This window comes from Candidatus Merdisoma sp. JLR.KK006 (assembly GCF_036941035.1).
Classification (GTDB): Bacteria; Bacillota; Clostridia; order Lachnospirales; family Lachnospiraceae; genus Laedolimicola.
In genome coordinates this window covers 35409-55276 of sequence record NZ_JAYMNS010000010.1, presented here as the reverse complement: position 1 = coordinate 55276, position 19868 = coordinate 35409, and the positions used below count along the sequence as shown (strand labels likewise).

At 46.7% G+C, this 19868-nt stretch carries 11 protein-coding genes; 2 read left to right on the top strand and 9 right to left on the bottom strand.

Features of this window, described 5'->3' with window-relative positions; genetic code table 11:
• Positions 1 to 22: 22 nt before the first annotated feature.
• The 3 genes from VSQ61_RS10040 to VSQ61_RS10030 are packed head-to-tail and all read right to left on the bottom strand — an operon-like array spanning position 23 to position 3466.
• Positions 23 to 1870, bottom strand: a complete 1848-nt coding sequence (locus VSQ61_RS10040; protein ID WP_334344292.1) for an ATP-dependent helicase — start codon at positions 1868 to 1870, stop codon at positions 23 to 25.
• On the bottom strand, positions 1867 to 3327 hold the full coding sequence (gene gltX, locus VSQ61_RS10035; protein ID WP_334344291.1) for a glutamate--tRNA ligase: 1461 nt from the start codon (positions 3325 to 3327) through the stop codon (positions 1867 to 1869). Before gltX ends, VSQ61_RS10040 begins: the two co-directional genes overlap by 4 nt.
• Positions 3227 to 3466 carry a hypothetical protein gene (locus tag VSQ61_RS10030; RefSeq protein WP_334344377.1) on the bottom strand — a complete coding sequence of 80 codons (240 nt, stop codon included), beginning with the start codon at positions 3464 to 3466 and terminating at the stop codon, positions 3227 to 3229. The genes gltX and VSQ61_RS10030 overlap by 101 nt, the downstream gene beginning before the upstream one ends.
• 117 nt (positions 3467 to 3583) lie before the next feature.
• Here VSQ61_RS10030 and VSQ61_RS10025 point away from each other — a divergent pair, with 117 nt between their 5' ends.
• Complete coding sequence (locus VSQ61_RS10025; protein WP_334344290.1) at positions 3584 to 5221, top strand: L,D-transpeptidase family protein; 1638 nt, start codon at positions 3584 to 3586, stop codon at positions 5219 to 5221.
• A 233-nt stretch (positions 5222 to 5454) separates the two neighbouring features.
• Here VSQ61_RS10025 and ftsH read toward each other — a convergent pair whose 3' ends face one another.
• A complete protein-coding gene (ftsH, locus tag VSQ61_RS10020) occupies positions 5455 to 7305 on the bottom strand; it encodes an ATP-dependent zinc metalloprotease FtsH (protein ID WP_334344289.1) in 1851 nt (616 codons plus the stop codon).
• Positions 7306 to 7600: 295 nt separating this feature from the next.
• Positions 7601 to 11296: an MBG domain-containing protein gene (locus VSQ61_RS10015; protein WP_334344288.1), complete on the bottom strand. Its 3696-nt coding sequence runs from the start codon at positions 11294 to 11296 to the stop codon at positions 7601 to 7603.
• A gap of 248 nt (positions 11297 to 11544) precedes the next feature.
• Here VSQ61_RS10015 and VSQ61_RS10010 point away from each other — a divergent pair, with 248 nt between their 5' ends.
• Positions 11545 to 14091: a hybrid sensor histidine kinase/response regulator gene (locus VSQ61_RS10010; RefSeq protein WP_334344372.1), complete on the top strand. Its 2547-nt coding sequence runs from the start codon at positions 11545 to 11547 to the stop codon at positions 14089 to 14091.
• Positions 14092 to 14419: 328 nt separating this feature from the next.
• Here the strand turns inward: VSQ61_RS10010 and VSQ61_RS10005 are convergent, their stop codons facing one another.
• The 4 genes from VSQ61_RS10005 to VSQ61_RS09990 form a co-directional block, all read right to left on the bottom strand.
• Complete coding sequence (locus tag VSQ61_RS10005; protein ID WP_334344287.1) at positions 14420 to 17125, bottom strand: ABC transporter permease; 2706 nt, start codon at positions 17123 to 17125, stop codon at positions 14420 to 14422.
• Positions 17122 to 17805 carry an ABC transporter ATP-binding protein gene (locus VSQ61_RS10000; RefSeq protein WP_334344286.1) on the bottom strand — a complete coding sequence of 228 codons (684 nt, stop codon included), beginning with the start codon at positions 17803 to 17805 and terminating at the stop codon, positions 17122 to 17124. The genes VSQ61_RS10005 and VSQ61_RS10000 overlap by 4 nt, the downstream gene beginning before the upstream one ends.
• 255 nt (positions 17806 to 18060) lie before the next feature.
• Complete coding sequence (locus VSQ61_RS09995) at positions 18061 to 18939, bottom strand: sensor histidine kinase (protein ID WP_334344285.1); 879 nt, start codon at positions 18937 to 18939, stop codon at positions 18061 to 18063.
• Between the two features lie 229 nt (positions 18940 to 19168).
• A complete protein-coding gene (locus tag VSQ61_RS09990; RefSeq protein ID WP_334344284.1) occupies positions 19169 to 19840 on the bottom strand; it encodes a response regulator transcription factor in 672 nt (223 codons plus the stop codon).
• Between the last annotated feature and the right edge of the window lie 28 nt (positions 19841 to 19868).

The following is a 19868-nucleotide window of genomic DNA, read 5'->3' as shown; positions in this document are numbered from 1 at the left end:
ATAACAAGTTTGGACTGCTGATTCAACAAGTGATATGCTCTTCTTCCAGCAATTCCTCCAAAAAACGTGACCGTTCCGCCCTCCGGTTAAAAAGCTTTTTCACTGAAAAAATATACAAAAGCTCTTTCGCCCTTGTCATAGCCACATAAAAGAGCCGCCGCTCTTCTTCAATATCTGCTTCCAAAAAAGCCCTTTTATGAGGTGTCACCTTCTCATTGGCATCCGGAATAAATACAATTCGATACTCCAGCCCCTTGCTGCTGTGCATGGTAGCCAGCGACACGCTGTTGCTCTCCTTCTCCTGCTCTTTTGACTGGCGCTCCAGCTCCTTTCTATAATCTTCAATATGCCCAAACCATTCCTCAAAGGTCTTAAATCCCTTGGAAAGAGCCTGCAGCTCATCCAAAACCTCCAAAAGATCTTCCGGTTTTCGGTTCCGATATTCCGCATATTCTTTAAGATACTCCTCATAGCCCACAATATTCCGAATATAATGAAGAGCGCCAAAAGGACTCAACCGCTCAATCATTTTCAAGTCCGACTGAAATTTCTCAATCCGTTCACAGACCCAGGGCTTGTCCTCGTAACAGCACAAAAGCACCTCCCAGGCAATCTCTTCCTCCTCCAGACACTCCCGTCCGATGTAACGCTTGGGCCGGTTCATAATCTGCAGAAAATCACTGCGCTTCCTGCCGCCAAAAGCCATACGCACATATGTAAAAACATCTTTCGCAATCCAATGATCATATATATTCGGCAGCCGATCACGCATCCGGAACGGAATCCCTGCGGACATCAGTTCCTCCACCAGATGCCTTGGCTGGGTATTGGTGCGGAAAAGCACCGCAATATCCGAGTAAGCACCGCCCTTATCCGCATAAGTGCGGATCTTATCCACAATACAGGCATTTTCTTCCTCCTGGGTAGGAAAATCATGCGTGAGGATCTGAAAGCCCGTATCTTTCGCCGCATGAATCTCCTTGGGAAATCGCTCCTGATTGTGGCCTATCACCTTTCCTGCACCCTTAACAATCTCCGGCGTAGAGCGGTAATTGGTATCCAGCACCACACGTTCTGCTTTCGGGTAATCTTTCTCAAAATTCAGCATAATCCGGGGCTTTGCTCCCCGAAAACGGTAAATAGACTGATCATCATCCCCCACAATAAAGAGATTATCTTCCGGCGCCGCAAGGAGCCGCACAATATCATATTGAAGCTGATTGATATCCTGAAATTCATCCACCAGAATATACTGATATTTCCTCTGCCATGCCCCAAGAATATCCGGCCGTTCCTTTAATAATTCATAGCAGTACACCAGCATATCATCATAGTCAATGAGATTGCTCCGGCGCAGGCGGTTATCATAATCATTGTAAATCCCCTTGAAAACAGCCGAATTGCAGGTAGATGCCTGATAGGTATTCAGATCGCTCCTCTCATTTTTCACCCGGCTGATTTCTGCCGCCACATCAGAAAGAAATTCCGCCTCGTCATCCAGTTCCAGCTTCGCTTTGCGAATACTGTCCCGAAGAAACTGGTACTTCTGCTCCTCCTTAAGAATATTTTCTGCCCCATAGCCATAAGCCAGCTTCAGGATCTGAAAAAAGACCGCATGAAAGGTTCCAAAGGACACAGCCGTTCCATCATTTTTTGTCTGGCGCAGAAAACGCTCACGCATCTCTCTTGCTGCCGCTCTTGTAAAAGTTATTACCAGGATTTGGGAGGGCTTTATCTTACAGTCCTCAATAAGATACCGGGTTCTCCGGGTAATTACGGTAGTCTTTCCGCTTCCCGGCCCGGCCAGAACCAGCAAGGGGCCGTCCACATGGGTGACAGCCCGCCGCTGTGCATTTGATAATTGATTCATAGAATGTCCTTTTCCAGCATCTCAATGGCCTTGCGGATTCTTTTTAAGGATTCTTCCTTCCCTACAATCTCCATCATCTCCGTAGCACCGCATGGTGTCATCTGCTTGCCGGACACGGCCGTACGCACCGGCCAGAGCACATACCCATTCTTGCACCCCTTCTTTCCCACATATTCAAGAAGCAATGCATACAGAGCATCGTTGCTGTAATCCTCCTGCTCATCCAAAATAGGCAAAAGCTCACGCAACACCTCAAGGGACGTCTCCGGCGTTGTCTTCATCTTCTTATGAGCATACATAGCCGTATCATACTCCGGAAGCTCCTCAAAGAAATCAATCAGAGACGGAATATCCGGGAACACCTCAATCCTTGTCTTTACCATCTCCGCAATCTTTTTCAGATCGTAGTCCTTGGTAACAGCCTGCTTCAAGTAAGGCAGTGCCATCTCATAGAAGGCATCAAAATCCATAGCCTTAATATACTCACCGTTCATCCATTTCAGCTTGGTAAAATCAAATACCGAGGGCGCCTTGCTCATATGATGGTAATCAAAAACCTCTATCAGCTCCTGTAAGCTGTAGATCTCCCGGTCCTCCTCCGGGCTCCACCCAAGGAGGGCAACAAAATTAATAATCGCCTCCGGCAGAAATCCCTGCTCCAAAAGATCCTCAAAGGAGGAATGGCCGCAGCGCTTGGACAGCTTCTTATGCTCCTCATCCGTAATCAGCGGACAATGAACATAAGTAGGAACCTCCCAGCCAAATGCCTCATAAAGCCGGTTATACTTCGGGGATGAGGACAGATACTCATTTCCCCGCACTACATGCGTGATCCCCATAAGATGATCGTCCACCACATTGGCAAAATTGTAAGTGGGATATCCGTCAGACTTAATAAGAATCATATCGTCCAGCTCTGCATTATCCACGCTGATTTCACCATAGATGTCATCCTGAAAAACAGTCTTACCATCCGTAGGATTATTCTGACGGATCACATAGGGAATGCCCGCCGCCAGCTTTTCCTCCACTTCTTCTTTGCTTAAGGACAGACAGTGCTTGTCATAAATGACAATCTCCTTGCCTGCCACTTCCGTCTTCAGGGACTCCAGACGCTCCTTGTCACAGAAGCAATAGTAAGCTTCTCCCTTGTCAATCAGCTTCTTGGCATATTCCAAATAAATTCCGGAAGCCTGCCGCTCACTCTGGACATAGGGACCCACGCCCCCATCCTTGTCCGGGCCTTCGTCATGCTTAAGTCCTGCCTTTTCCAAAGTGCGGTAAATGATATCCACCGCTCCTTCTACCAGACGCTCCTGATCCGTATCCTCAATGCGGAGAAGAAAATCTCCTCCCTCATGCTTTGCAATCAAATATGCGTACAGCGCCGTTCTTAAATTTCCCACATGCATTCTTCCTGTGGGGCTTGGCGCAAATCTTGTTCGAACCTTTCCCATTCTCTTTCACTCCCTTGTTTTTCATTTCTGCAAACATGCCCTTCTCGCTAACGCTTATTACAGCACAGACGTAAAACGGCCTTGCCCGCCGTTCGCTGCTTACTAAATCTGCAAGCATGTTTTTCTCGTTAACGCTCATTATATAATAAAGCCTTCCTGTTTACAAGACGTTTTTTATGCCAGAGCTTTTAGTTGTCTTTTTCGAAAAAATCTGTATACTATGATATAGAAGAATTTTTAAAGGACAAACAGGCTTATGAACACAGAATTAAAACAAAATGAAGAAATTGAGCAGTCAAATAATCCTATTGAACCGGAAGAAGCTATTGAATCGGTTCTTGAAGAACCCAAAAAACGTTCGCTCACTTTACCACTGCTTATATGCATACCGGCCCTTTGCATATTGGCAGCTTATATGGCCGGTGTCTTCTACTATCAAAACCATTTTGTTAACGGGACGGTAATTGACGAGATAGACGTATCAAAAATGTCTGTTTCGGATCTGGAATCACAGATACAGGAATATACTCTTCAAGTCGTGCAGCGCCAAGCTGACGGAACTTATCTGGAAGAAGAAATACCCGGAAAAGATATAGGACTTTCCTACTCTTCTACGGAACCATTTCAGAAAATCCTTCAGGCCCAGAACAACTGGCTGTGGTTTCTGAATCAGGGGCAGATCCATGAGATCGAGAATCTCATAACCTATGATGAAGCTTCCCTTAAAGCGGAGATTCAGAATCTAAGCGGATTTGACAAGGACTTTGTCACTGCACCGGAAGATGCCTACATAACAGACTACGATCCCGAAAACGGATTCCAAATGGTAGATGAGATTCAGGGAAATCAGTTGAATCTAAGAAAAACACAGGAAGCAATTCAGGCCGCTGTAGATGAACTGGCCAAGGAAGTTAATCTGGATGAATCCGGCTGTTATGAAGAGCCAAGTGTTACCGTGGAAAATGAAGAACTGCAGGCAACCTTTGCCAAGCTTCAAAGCTACGCAGAAACCACCATTACTTACACGTTCGGAGAACAGACAGAGGTACTGGACGGCAGCACAATCAGCGGCTGGCTTGACATAGACGGCTCCCAGATAACCCTCGATGAAACCAAGGTGGAGGAATATGTCTCCTCCCTCCGTAAAAAATACGATACGATTTTCCATCCCCGAACCTTCAAAACCAGCTATGGAACGGAAATTACAATTAAAAACGGCGACTATGGCTGGTGGATGGACACGGAACAGGAAAACATCGAATTAACCGAGATGATTAAAAAAGGAGAAAGCGGAGAGCGGACTCCTGTTTATCGGCAGACTGCAGCCTCCTACGATACTCCGGATTACGGTGATACCTATGTAGAGATTAACCTTACCGCCCAACACCTGTTTCTCTATAAGGATGGGCAGAAGATTCTGGAATCTGATTTTGTATCCGGAAGCGTCATCCGGGGCTACAGTACGCCAGGCGGAATCTACGGGCTGACCTATAAGCAGCGAGACGCAACTCTCACAGGTGAAACCTATCGGACACCAGTCTCTTTCTGGATGCCCTTTAACAATAATATCGGCATGCATGACGCCACCTGGCGGAAACAATTCGGCGGAAACATTTATATCACCAACGGCTCTCATGGCTGTATCAACCTGCCCTATTCCGCCGCAAAAGAAATTTATGGATATATAGAAAAGGGTACGCCTGTTATTTGCTACTATCTTCCGGGGACAGAATCCGTTCCGGAGGTAATGCTGCCGGAAGATCCCAACAATCAGGAGGCCGCCGCTCCGGAAGAAGCCGTACCGGAACCGGCACCTGAGGAAGTGATACCAGAACCTGTGCCGCAAGAAGCGGTTCCGGATGAGAACCCCCAGGAGCCCGTACCTCAGGAGTAGCGCCTAACCACAGCAAATCCCACGGGTTACTACTTGTAGAAATACATATAAAGAACACATTTTAACAAACGAAGTCCATCTCGAAGATGGTGTGATTTCTTTCATTGCATTGAGCCACATAGTGAAAAATAACGATTAATTTTAAACAGCGTGTCCTGTTTTTTACTAAACATGACACGCTGTTTTTAAAGCAAATCCACATGGGCTTCATTGGCCAACCATCACAAATAAAGCTATTCCTGCGCTTCCATTGCTACTGCAAATTTCGGCTCCGTCTCCAAAATCTCCATAAACTCTTCCCCGGTAATGGTCTCTTTCTCATAAAGGAACTTTGCAATCTCATGGAGCTTGGAGAGATTCTCAGTCAGAAGCTTCCCTGCCTTTTCATGCTGCTCCTTAACAATCTCCACCACTTTCTTATCAATCAGCGCAGCCGTCTCGTTGGAGCAGGCCAGAGAGGTATCCCCTCCCAGATATTGATTGTTCACTGTCTCCATGGCCACCATGTCAAATTCCTCTGTCATGCCAAACCGTGCAACCATGGCTCTTGCAAGCTTGGTGGCCTGCTCGATATCATTGGAGGCTCCTGTTGTAATAGAATGGAAAATCAGCTCTTCTGCTACCCGTCCGCCTGTGTAGGTGGCAATCTTATTCTCCAGCTCTTCCCTTGTCATCAGGTTATGTTCCCCCTCTTCCACCTGCATGGTATAGCCCAGGGCACCAGAAGTTCGGGGAATAATGGTAATCTTGTGCACGGGAGCAGAATGATTCTGCAAAGCCGCCACAAGAGCATGTCCCACTTCATGATAGGACACAATCAGCTTCTCCTTGTCAGAGAGCACCTTATTTTTCTTCTGGTAGCCTGCAATAACCACCTCAACGCTCTCCTCCAAATCACTCTGAATCACATACTTTCTTCCCTGGCGCACAGCCCGAAGAGCCCCCTCATTGATCATATTGGCAAGCTCCGCACCGGAGGCTCCTGCTGCGGCACGGGCAATGGCATTGAAATCCACATCCTCCGCAAGCTTAATTTTCTTAGCATGCACCTTTAAGATATCCTCCCGTCCTTTCAGATCCGGAAGCTCCACAGGCACTCTCCGGTCAAACCGCCCCGGACGAAGGAGCGCCGGATCCAAGGATTCCGGACGGTTGGTAGCTGCCAGGATAATAACACCTTTGCGCCCGTCAAAACCGTCCATCTCCGTCAGAAGCTGATTTAAGGTCTGCTCCCTCTCGTCATTGCCTCCCATTCCGCCGCCGTCACGCTTCTTTCCGATGGTATCAATCTCATCAATAAACACAATACAGGGCGCTTTCTCATTGGCCTGCTTAAACAGATCCCGAACCTTAGCCGCACCCATACCCACGAACATTTCCACAAATTCCGAACCGGAGATAGAGAAGAAAGGAACCTCTGCCTCTCCTGCCACCGCCTTTGCAAGTAAAGTCTTACCCGTACCTGGAGGGCCTGCCAACAAGGCTCCCTTGGGCATAGAAGCGCCGATCTCCGCATATTTTTCCGGATTATGCAGAAAATCCACGATCTCCGTAAGAATCTCCTTGGCCTCATCCTCCCCGGCTACATCTGTAAATTTGATTCCGGTAGTGGATTCCACATAAATCTTGGCATTGCTCTTCCCAAAGGTCATGGCATTGCCCATAGGACCGCCCATACGCTTTGTGAAACTGCGCATCAAAAGCTGTCCGATGACAATCATGATGATAAAGGGAAGCAGGGAAACCAAAAAAGACATCAAGGGAGAAGGCCCCTCCACAATCTCTGTTCCAAATACCGCTCCGGCCTCATGAAGACGGTCTACCAGATTGGGATCATTAAAAATACCCGTTTTATAATAGTTGGTAGATTCTGCCGTATCTGAAAAGATAATCTGATTATCCTCCACCTGAACCTCTTTGATCTGCTTTGCATCAATCATATTCAGGAAAGTATCATAGCCTACCTGAGTTACCTTGGGGGACAGCGCCTTTGGAATAAACAGTGTATTCAGCAGAATCATTACCAACAAGACAATCACATAGTAATACAGAAATGGTTTTTTGGGATTTTTTACTTCCTTCACGGATTTTCTCCTTTTTGTAAACAGAAATTAATATCTTCTCATTTATTTTTGCAAACAACGGGCTAAATATGCATATTTGACTAAAAGGCAGTGTATCACTTAGAAACCTGCGAATCAATGAAAGAAGTGTAAAACAATTCTTAAATTTTTATAATACACGCTCTTGCCTTCAATATAAAATATATGCAGAGGCATCTTCTTTTAACTTTCTGCAAATATCCAGAAATCAGCCCTATGAAAATGGTGATTTTTCACAAGGCTGATTCCTTAAATTTAAACTCAATCTTGTAATTGTTTATCTATACTTCCTTCTGTACCCGGCAGCACACAGATACCCAAACATACCCGCAGACAAAAACATCAGCAGCAGATATGCTAAAACAGGGCTTGCATCGGCTGTCTTGGGGCTATTGACGCCTGTACCCGTGCTTGCCGTATTCAGTTTTCCTGTCTCTGCCCATCCAACTGAAACCGGGGACAGACCGTTAACCTTAAACTGCAGTCCGTCTGCGGTCTTTGTCACCGAAGGGTATTCAATCTCTCCTGGCTTATGTCCGTTCATCCCTTCCGTAAACATATGGCTCACAATAAAATCATGTTTATTTCGGTCTGTCCCGCTGGGATAAGGAATGGTCACAGTTAAGCCATCCTTTGGGAAATTATCCTTATCCGCCGTCTTCCATCCGGCATTATTGATGTTTACCATAAGAGTAACATCATAAACCGCAATCCGTTCCTGAGTAACGCCTGCCGCTTTCTTCTGGAGCTCCTGCTTTATCTGGGCTTCAATTTTTGCTGCTGTATTCAGACTTTCAATATCACTGAACGTCTGGGGTACCTGAGCGATTCCTGTTTCCATTGACAGGCTGTACTGTACATTATCTGAACCGTTTGCACTTCCCCCGGAGCCTGAAGATGAATTATTATTGTTATTATTATTGTTATTATTATTGCTGCTGTTGCTGTTATTGCTGTTGTTGCTTCCTGAACCTGAATTCTGATCCGCCGACAATGCCGTTATTGTAACTGTCACATCAAAAGCCTGATAATCTGTTGATTCTGTTATTGGTATGGTGATTACCGCTGTCTTTCCCGCTTTTGCATTGTCATTCACCATGCTGTAGGATATATTAGCGCCGCTCAGCGTTGGCGTACTTGTAAAGATCTGATCCCGATCCTCTACACGGATGGTTCCAAGCTTATAGCCGGCCGGAAACAGGGATGATACACTAAAGGAGGCAGATGAACCGCATTTTGCCGATACAGACATGTTTTTTGTTCCTGCATAGCTTCCTTTATCAATAACAAAAGAAGCCTCCACAGCAGGGCTCCATGTGTAGTTGCCCCCGTTTTTCGGCTTAACAGACACCTTCGCTGTTCCGACGCCTCTGTTATTGCTGAGCACCATGTCATAATCTGACTGTGCCAGAACGTCCGAACCGTCCGCCACGGTCAATGCAGGGGTGACAGCGCTGCCTGTATAACTGTAGCTTCCGGAAACACTCACCGTTGGAGTAATGGCTTTCGGCGTTATCTCACCCGGAATCTCCAGGCTATTGCTGCCCAGCTCATAATTCTTAGCTCCTAAACCATCCAGTTCAAGCGTTGCCGTTACTTTATCCTGACCGCTTACATTGGGATCCCCATAGGCCGCAGGGGTTACTGTAATGTCCAAAGTTCCTTCGTCACCCACCACGATATTCCGGAGCGCAAGATCACCTACTGCTGTTCCCGGAGCCCGCGTCTTATCATAAACCTTACTGATCTTACAGCTTCCGGCCTCCACGATAACGGTGCGCTTTTTCACATCCACGCTGCCGGAACAGACAATCTCATTCGCATACTCTTTTCCGTCTATTGTGCCATTGTAAAGAACCTGAAAGCTCTGTCCCATCCCAGCCTCAGGCATGCCGCTCTTACTCAGTGTAAAATGTCCCGGGGTACTATCCGTACTGCTGCCCACTTTTGTAGTAATATTTCCAATCTTTACAATATCCGCCCAGGAGTCGCCATAAACCGCATCATTTTTGATAGTCACTGCATTATCGATTGCGGCCGGAGCGCTGCCCACCAAAAACTCAATCAACTTCACCGTGAACTCGATTGTACCATTCTTTGCATTGTAATCGCTGTTCTTTGGCTGAAAGGCATAGGAAATTGTTCCGCTTCTGTCCTCCGGCAGCTTTGCAAGCTCTGTCTTCAACGCTTCATAAGTAGTATATGTTCTGTTATTATAGGTGTAAGTGAGCGTTCCCTCAACACTGTTTCCCTCCGCATCCGTAAACTTCGGTTCAATAAAGTCTCCCGTTCCCGGACGAATATTCTGCTTTTCATTTACAGCCACAATGCAGTCCCCGGCAGAAATCTCCAGTGTATTACCTGTAAATGCAATGGTATAATTGGGATTTTCCTGCTCTGTAAGTCCTCCCTGCAGGATGCTGTAGCTTCCGACGCTCTCACCGTTCTGACGCTCCAGAGCGCCCGCTAACGGACAGCCCTCCACAACTCCCTGCGCTGTATAGGTTAATTCCGGATCCGGCTGACCATAAGCTTTACTCTGAGGATCTGCTTTGACTGTGATCGATTTCTTTTTTACCGTTACCTCCACCAAAACATTTACAGCATTATATTGAGAGTCATCCGGGATAAATACTGCTTTTAATGAATTTTTTCCGACAGTTCCGTAAGAAGTCACTTCATCTGACCACTTAAATTTACCCTGCACTCTCTGATTGCCTGCATTTTCCGCAGAGCCGCCCCGAAGGATGTTTTCGCTTACCGCATCGCCAAAGGTCACATCTCCTGCTGTGGGCGCTTGAATCTTCAATTCCTGAGACGGGTCCTCCTCATACGGCTTTTCGGCCAGCTTAAGTACATCTCCCAGCAGTCCCTGCTGATCCCCACTGTATTTGTAGCTGATTTTCCTATTATTGATAGAAAATGTATATCCATTCTCTATGGAGCCATCTGTACCGGTCAAAAACAATTTATCGGATGCTCCGATTGTCCCCGTATCACAGTTCGTCACATCTACCAGATAACTTTTGCCGTTCAGTGTCACAATATTCCACATATGGCTGCCGGCGCCTTTGCCGCCGTCCATTGTTCCGGTAACTGTATAGCAGGCTGCATTGCTGAAAAAGGACAGATCACACAGATACTGAAATGCCTTGGAATAGCCCTCGCATACCACATTGGTATTTGAATTGTCGTCAAATACCCATATTAACTGCCAAGGATTGCCATAGGGGGTGGCGCTTACCGTTGCATTTGTATTGTAAGCAGCCCTGTCGCAGATTTCTTTCAGGTAAGCCTTCAGCTTATTATAATCTGACTGATTCTCATATTTCTTGACAATACTCTGTGCCGTATTTACTGCTTTATCCACAGCCCCTGTCTTTGAACGATCTACCGTATAGCTGTCAGCTCCTTGATAGTCCATAGCAACCTTTAAGGAAAAGGTTATATATTCAGCTAGGGCATCGTTATTCTTCGGCCCCCATGTGATTTTATATCCGGCCGTTTTGTCATACCAGTACAAATCATAGGGACAGTCCATTAATAGATATGATATAACCTTTCTTACCGCTTCTTCCACCTGTGAGCTTTTAAGTGATGCAAAACCGCTCACTGTAACTTCCGAGGAAATCTTCCTCCCTGCCGCAATCTCTTCTGCATGGACTTTCAGCGCCTCATAAATAGCCTTTTCATCCCCCGTCAGCCTTGCTGCACCCAGGTTCCCATAGAACGCCGTTTCCTGGTCCAGCTCCTCATAAGCCCTCTGATACAGATACCCTTCCAGCAGTTCATCCTGATCCGGCAGTTCTTCTTCCAATAGAATTGTTTCAGCAAAGTCCTCATCCGCTGCCAAACCGCCATTCTGTGCTCCGGCCCACGCATGCAGCGTCCCTGTCTCTGTACTGCTTTCAATCACCGCTGCCAAAAGTATCAACGCCAGTCCTTTTTTTAATCTATACTTCCATTTTTTCATTGCATTCCCTTCTCTCAATAACATTCAGCATATATATTTCCTGCACAATTTCTGTATATTGCTATTATACTACTCTTTTCTTTAACTGTAAAATAAAATACAGCAACGAACCACTAGAATTCTATCCCATAATCTGATATAATTCTAATAATATAAACGCAAAAAGGATTTTACCTTAATAATACTGATGATTTATTTATATTTGCCTAAAAGCAAGCCGATCAGAAAGGGAAAAGATTCACATGGATATGAAAAGCAAGAAAAAGAACCTCACAACATATTTTTTAATCGGGAGTTTTGTCCTGCTTCTGGTAATCAGCATAACGGCATTTACATATCTTGGACACTACATGAGCAGAATAAGCGAGGAATCCATCAATCAAGTGGGTGACCTCTATATGGCGGGTATCAATGATCATATAATCGCACATTTCCGAACGCTAATCGACTTAAAGCTGGAACAGGTGGAAGCCGTAACGGAAGTAGTTCCCGCTGAGACGGATGATCTGTATGAAGAGCTAATCTACCGAATCCGTATCAGGGGCTTTAATTATCTGGCTCTCTGTTCGGAGGACGGCTCCCTGCAGATGCTTTCCGGTGATCCCATCGAGCTTGTGGATCCGGAGCCCTTCTTTGAATCCTTAATGCTTGGTGAAAAAAAGGTTGCCGTGGGCATGGACAGCATGGGCAATGGTGTGGTTATATTCGGTGTCAAAGCAAATTATCCCATGGCAGACGGAGGAACAAGTATGGCTATGGTGACGGCTGTTCCCATAGAGTACATCAGTACCATGCTGGGCACAGACGAAGAAAATGCCATTGTATATTCCCATATTATCCGAAAAGACGGCAGCTTTATCGTAAGCGATATGGCAGATGAATATACGGATTATTTCAGCAGTATGTATGAGCGGTATTCAAGTAATGACCGCCAGCAAATAAGCACTTATATTCAAAATCTTACTTCTGCCATGGAAAAAAGGGAAATTTTTTCTGCCATATTAAGCCTTAGCGGAAGCAGCCAGCAGATCTATTGTACCCCGCTGCCCTACTCAGAATGGCATCTGGTGACTATACTTCCTTTCGGTGTCCTGAATGAAACGGTAGAGTCACTGGATCGGCAGCGAACAGCTGCCACATTGCTTGTAACAGCATTTATTATTATCGTACTTATTGCTATATTTTATGTCTATTTTCGTATGACCCGCCAGCAGCTTAAAGATCTGGAGGAAGCCCGTCAGGACGCCCTGGCTGCCACAAAAGCAAAAAGCACCTTTCTTTCCAATATGAGTCATGACATTCGTACGCCTATGAATGCAATCGTAGGTATGACGGCAATTGCCACGGCACATATTGACGATATGGATCAGGTGCAAAACTGTCTGAAAAAAATTGCTCTCTCCGGCAAGCATCTTCTTGGACTTATTAATGATGTGCTGGATATGTCAAAAATCGAGAGCGGAAAAATGACTCTGACAGAGGAACAGATCTCCCTGCGGGAAGTGGTGGAGGGAATTGTCAGCATTGTACAGACACAGGTCAAAGCCAAAAACCAGAATTTTAATGTCCATATTGATAATATTGTGGCAGAGGATGTGTACTGCGACAGTGTCCGCTTAAATCAAGTCCTGCTGAACATGCTGTCCAACGCAGTGAAATATACACAGGAAGGCGGCACAATACAACTGTCCTTATTCCAGGAAGATGCCCCGGATCCCAAAGGCAGTGAATATATCCGTACTCATATTAAGGTAAAAGACAATGGAATCGGCATGGCGCCGGATTTTCTCGAACATATTTTCGATTCTTATTCAAGAGCTGACAGCAAGCGGGTACAGAAGACAGAAGGCGCAGGCCTTGGCATGGCAATCACAAAATATATCATAGATACCATGGACGGAACCATAACTGTAGAGAGCGAACCAAATAAGGGAACCGAAATTCATGTAATTCTGGATCTGGAAAAGGCTGATATACAGGATATTGACATGGTTCTTCCCCCATGGATGATGCTTGTGGTTGATGACGATGAAACCCTGTGCCGTACGGCAGTGGATGCCCTAAAATCTATCGGCATTCAAGCCGACTGGACTCTGAGCGGAGAAACGGCCCTGGAGATGGTTCGCAAGCATCATCAGACAAGGACTGATTATCAGATTATTCTGCTGGATTGGAAGCTTCCGGGTATGGACGGCCTTATGGTTGCCCGGCAGATTCGAAAAATCGTCGGTGAAGATATGCCGATTATCCTGATCTCCGCCTATGACTGGGATGACTTTGAAGGAGAAGCGAGAGACGCCGGAATCAATGGTTTTATTGCAAAGCCCCTGTTCAAATCCACGCTATTCCACGGATTAAAGAAATATATGAATTTGGAAACCGATGAGGATGAGGAAGACAAAGATATAGATTTAGCAGGATATCATCTGCTGGCTGCAGAGGATAATGAATTAAACTGGGAGATTCTGGATGAATTATTGTCTGACGCCGGTTTGCAGTTAGACTGGGCCGAGAACGGACAACTCTGTCTGGAAAAATTCCAGGCATCCGAACCGGGATATTACAGCGCAATTCTTATGGATGTGCGGATGCCTGTTATGAATGGCTACGAAGCCACGGAAGCAATTCGCAGTCTGGATCGTCCGGACGCCAAAACCATTCCAATTATTGCTATGACGGCAGATGCCTTCTCAGAAGATGTCCAGCACTGTCTGGCCTGCGGAATGAACGCACATACCGCCAAGCCGATTAATCTTGATGAAGTTATTTCGCTGTTGAAAAAACATATTCTGTGAGATTCGCCTTGCAAACTGGGCTTCTGTCTGTACTGAATGGTTACAAAGCGTACCATAATATATGAAAAAGGGGGCTGTCGGGAAATAAGACAGAAGACTTTTCTGATACCCAGTGTCCGGCTGTTTGTGTACAGGCTGTCTGATATGTACGGATATTGCCTTTTAATGTCCGTACAGAGCAGACAAAATGTACACAAACCGTCCGAACACAGGGTATAGAAATGGCTGATGTCTTATCTCCCGACAGCCCCTTTTTCTGTTGTCAGGCTGTCAAGTAAACTATTTCTCCCCTCTTCTTGGCTCACTGCCCACCAGAGAAGGAATCTCCCTACAAACTCTCTTGCCTGATACTGTCAATAATATTCTCCCCCTTAATCCGATTCCTGGCATACATCATGGTAGCAAACACCACCAGAAACACACTGCAAACCGCAATCAGAATACTAGTCACCGGAACATAAAACCCCGTATCCATACTTCTCTCCACCACCCTGTAAATCTGCCAGGTAACAAAGATCGACACCGGAAGCCCATAGAGAAGCGCCTTGCACCCATACAGGACACATTCATAATTCAGCATTCGCCGAAGTCCCCCAGGCGTCATACCCACGGAGCTTAGAACCGCAAACTCCTTTCTCCGAAGCAGCACGCCCGTAGAAATGGTATTAAACACATTGGCCACCGCAATCAGGGAAATCAAAGTAATAAACCCATAGCTAAACACATCCATAGTCATCATCAGATTCTTCCGTGTCTGGCGGCCCTCCGCCTCATTCATCACAAAGAAATAGCTGTCAAAGCTGCCATCGAGAGAAAGCTCCTCCAGACGCTCCGCCACTTGCTGGTGATTCTCCGCCTGAATATAAAGCTGTATGCTTCTCAGATCAAGCGCATTCGATCCAACCAGGCTGTCAAACATACTCTCTGAAAGAATAACGGAAAAGCCTCCGCCCCATTCCCCATAGAGATTCATAGGCGCTCTCTCGGCAAATACTCCTACGGTCACATTCACGGGAATCTGGAAGTCCTCCCGCTTCTGGTCCATCCCCGTTCTCTCCTGAGCTTTTGTAAGCGCCTCGTAATCCGTGAGCATCATCTCAATCTCCTGTCCCGGAGCCTTTAAGATGTCAAAAAGCCGGTAACGCTGCTGCTCTGAAATATATCCCTGGAGCTGATTCAGCGCAATCACCTTGGAGTCCCCTGAAACCGGATATTCCTCCTTTGAAAGCCCCAGCTCCTTCACATACTCCTCATAATCTCCATCCGTCAAAACCAGAATCCGGGAATCATAAAGCACAAGCCTGCCATCCTCCTGACGGTGCCCTTCCATATTTCCGTATCCTGCCATATCATCATTCAAAATTTCCCGGTAGTCCTCTGTCACCTGTTCGGGATCAAGATATACGTCCATATTGCTACCCCCTACATAGAGCACCTTGTCGACGCCGCTTATATTCCCCGTCTCCTCCAGGAGCCTTTTCGCCTCCCCTTTATTTTCACCTTCCTCAATATACACGGAAATATCATATTCTGGCGTACTCTGTACCGTACCGACACTGCTTTTCAAATAAGTTGAAAAAGAGCTTGCGGAAATAAACAGCACAATGCTGATAAACAGGGAAAAAATCGTAGTTCGATACTGCCTTTTACTCCTGGAAAAATGCTTCCCCGCAATCATTCCCTCCAATCCGAAGAAACGGTAAGCAATCTTTCCCTTCCTTGCAACTTTCTTCGGCACCCGGATATCCCCGGACTGGCGAATGGCCTCCATAGGCGACACCCTGGCCGCACGCCTGGATGGAATCCATGCTGAAATAAGTACTGTGATAAGAGCCGTAACACCCGCAATCAGAACTGCCAGCCAGGATACATGAAGATGCATCTTCCCTGCCGAAGCATAGAGATAATAAAAGGCATTTCCTGTAAAATGCAGGGTAACTCCAATCCCGCCAATGCCGCTTACAATTCCAACCGGAATCCCCACAGCGCTCACCAGAAGAGCCTCCCTTAACACCATGCCCCGAAGCTGCTTAGGCGTTGCGCCGGCAGAAGCCAGAATCCCAAACTGCCTGGTACGGTCACTGACAGAGATCGCAAAAGAATTATAAACCAGGGAAATCCCCCCTGTCATAATAAGAAGAATCAAAATCGCCGCCAATCCATAAAGCATCTGCATAAAAGGCCGGTTGGAAGAAGTCCCCTGATAGCGAAGCAGCTCCGAATTGTAGGTAGCATAGGAGCTCCCCGCCATATGCTCATCCGTAAACCGATAAATATCCGAAGACTTGTGCAACCTGTAATAGCAGGCAAAACGGCTGCCCTCCAAAGGATTTTTATCCCCAATGGTAATGGCATAATAAGCTGAACTGTTGGAATCCAAAAATCCCGGACTTTCCACAATCCCCACCACCGTATAAGTGCGTGTCATCTCCGGAACCAGTTCCTCCGCCAACATGGGGGCCTCCAGGCTCCCTTCCTCCACTTCCTCTCGGATGATGGGATTATACAGAGTAAGCTCGCCGTGCTCCTCATCTGTGGTAAAACGTCTGCCAATCTCCAAAGTCAGAGTATCCCCCAGAGCAATATCCGCCTTTCCGATACTCATAGCCGTAGAACTTACCACAAGCTCACTGCCATTCTCCGGCATACGCCCCGTCCGCAGATGGAGGGGCAAAAGACTCTGATCCGCTTCCATCCCCAGAACAAAAAGATAAGGAGCACGCCTTGTACTCATCTCATCCTCTTTCACACCAGGAAGTACGGCATAACCGATCTCCTGAAACGTCTCCGACTCCTCCACCTCATCCGACTTTCGGATCTCCCCAGCCTGCTGCCCGGAAAGCTCATAGACAGCCCCATGCCAGTTCCCTGCCTGCAAAATAACCGATTCAATCATATAATGCTGCAAACTTGAAATAAAAGTGGTAACAGCCGTCAGCATAGCCGCAGCCAGAATAATCCCGATAACCGTCACCAAAGTTCGCATCCTGTTTTTCTTCAATGTCTTGATGGTGGTCCGTGTAAACACATTCATCTGCGGATCACCTCATCTCTTGCAATCTTTCCATCCTCAATGGAAATAATCCGATCCGCCTGCAAAGCTAGATTCTCATCATGGGTAATCACCACAAGGGTCTGCCCATACTTCTGATTCGACAGCTTTAAAAGCTCCATAATCTCCTGACTGTTCTTGGAATCCAGATTCCCTGTAGGCTCATCCGCCAGCACAATGGCCGGAGCATTCATAAGGGCCCGCCCAATGGATACCCTCTGCTGCTGTCCCCCGGAAAGCTGATTGGGAAGATGCCTCTTCCTCCCCTCCAGGTTCAGCGTATGAAGAAGCTCCTTAAGCCTCTTCTCATTCACCTCCCGGCCATCCATCAGCACCGGAAGCGTCATATTCTCCTCCACATCTAGAACCGGAATCAAATTATAAAACTGATAAATCAGCCCAATCTCCCTCCGCCTAAAAATCGCAAGCTGCTCCTCATTCTGACTGTAAACATCCTTCCCATCCAGATACACATGCCCCGAGGTAGGCCGATCCACCCCGCCCAAAATATGAAGCAGCGTAGACTTCCCGGACCCCGACGGCCCAATAATCGCCACAAACTCCCCCTGCTGAATCAAAAAAGAAACGTCATCCAACGCCCGTACCTCATTCTCACCCTTGCCATACACCTTCGAAAGATGCTCCACCTTCAACAACTCCATGATATTCCTCCTAAAATCCATCCTTTGAGTATTCTCCAAAATTCTTTATATAAAAGCTTTCAAGAATACCTCCTTACACCACAGGAGTATAGCGCCCCACAATGACATTCCAGTGACACCAAAATAACAAAATTGTCACATAAGAATAAATTTATAACCCCCTCCTCCCAAAAGCTTACAAAACCTCCCTCTATCCTATTAAAATTCCCGCCGCTGTTCACAGCAGCCAATTCCCCTCACATCCATAAAGCAGCCTTACACCACACCTTTATAAAAACGCATGGTAAACCGCGCGCCGCCCTCCGTCCGATTCTCCGCCTTCAAAGTCCCATTTTGAGCACACACGATCATACGCGCCAAAGCAAGGCCAATCCCCACATTGGAATCCAAAGCATCCTTTCCCTTATAAAAACGCTCAAAAAGATGAGGTAAATCCTCCGGATCAATCCCCGGACCATTATCCTCAATAACAATTTCCGTATACAAATGATTTTCTTCCACACGAATCCACAGAGTTCCCCCCTGCCCCATATGCTCCATGCAATTCTTGAAAATATTCCCAAGAGCCTCAACACTCCAGGCAGCATCTCCCACAAACCCCGCCCGGTCATCTATCTCTTTCACAACCGTCTGCTCACGCAATTCCATGGGAATCCCAAGAGGGCCAATGGCATTTTCCACCAGATTGGATGCATCCACCCGCTCTCTGGCAAATACGGCAGTCCCCGCATCAATCTTCGAGATCTTAAGCAGGGCATTCACCAGCCAGTCCACCCTGTCTAAAAGCCGGCCTCCCTCATAAGCCAAACGCCGTCTCCCACTCTCATCCGTCTCCTCCAAAAGCCTGGTCAGAAGCAAATGCAGAGAGGTAAGGGGCGTCCGAAGCTGATGGGAAATATCTGCCAGAGAATCACTTAAGTAGCGTTTCTCCTTAAGCAGCGTATCCGACTGCTCCGTCAAGCGCAGCAGCAGCTTTTCCACCTCATTGGCCAGAATCGCCAGTTCCCCTTCCTGATAACTGGTGAAATTCAGATTTCGTTCCCCATGAAGCATCCGATCCGCATCCGCCGCAAGATTTTTCAGCCTGTCATACCGTTTTTTTGTGAAAAAGAGCCAGATAAAAATGATTCCCATACTGCCGAATTCCCCATAAACAACACAGGATAAATTCTCAGGAAAAAGAAATCCTCCTAGGCATCCAACAGAAACAAGGAATGCCAGGGATATCCATATTTGCCTATTTATTTCCTTATTTCGCAAAAAACCCATAGCCCTTTCTCCATTCTAAGCTCTGTCGTACTGCTTTCATATCCTATCCTGCACAATTTTTAGAATCCTTTACACAAAATGCAGAAACATTCTATCATTCTCCCAGCTTATACCCCATTCCCCGAATTGTTCGAATAATCTGCGGATTCTGGGGATCCGTCTCAATCTTTTCCCGCAGGCGCTTAATGTAAACTGTCAAAGTATTGTCATTGACAAACTCCCCTGCGGCATCCCAAATCTCCTCCAACAACTGATTTCTGGAAAGGATCATGCCCTTGTGATTCAGGAAAAACAGAAGAAGCCGGTATTCCAGTGCAGACAGAAAGCATTCCTGTCCGCCCTTTGTCACCAACGCCCGTACCGTATCCACCCGCAGATCCTCAATCTCCAGTATTGCCTGCGTCTTCCCGCAGCGGCGCAGGACACTTCGTATCCGGGATACCAGCTCCCTTGGACGAAAAGGCTTACTGACATAATCCTCCGCTCCCAGTTCCAGCCCCGTCACCACGCTGTATTCATCTCCGGATGCTGTGAGAAAAATCACCGGAAGCTCCTTACTCCCCTTTACCGCCGAGCAAACCGCAAAGCCATTGCCATCCTTTAAGGACACATCCAGAAGCATCAAATCAAAGCTCTCCTGCTCTACCGCTTCCAAAGCCTCTTTCTGTCCGGATGCAGAGCGAACCTGAAAGCCTTCGCCGCCCAATACGGCGCTTAAGTTTTCTACTATATTTTTGTCATCCTCTACAAGGAGTATCTTTGCCATCTATCTATTCCTTTTCTTTTCTTATTTG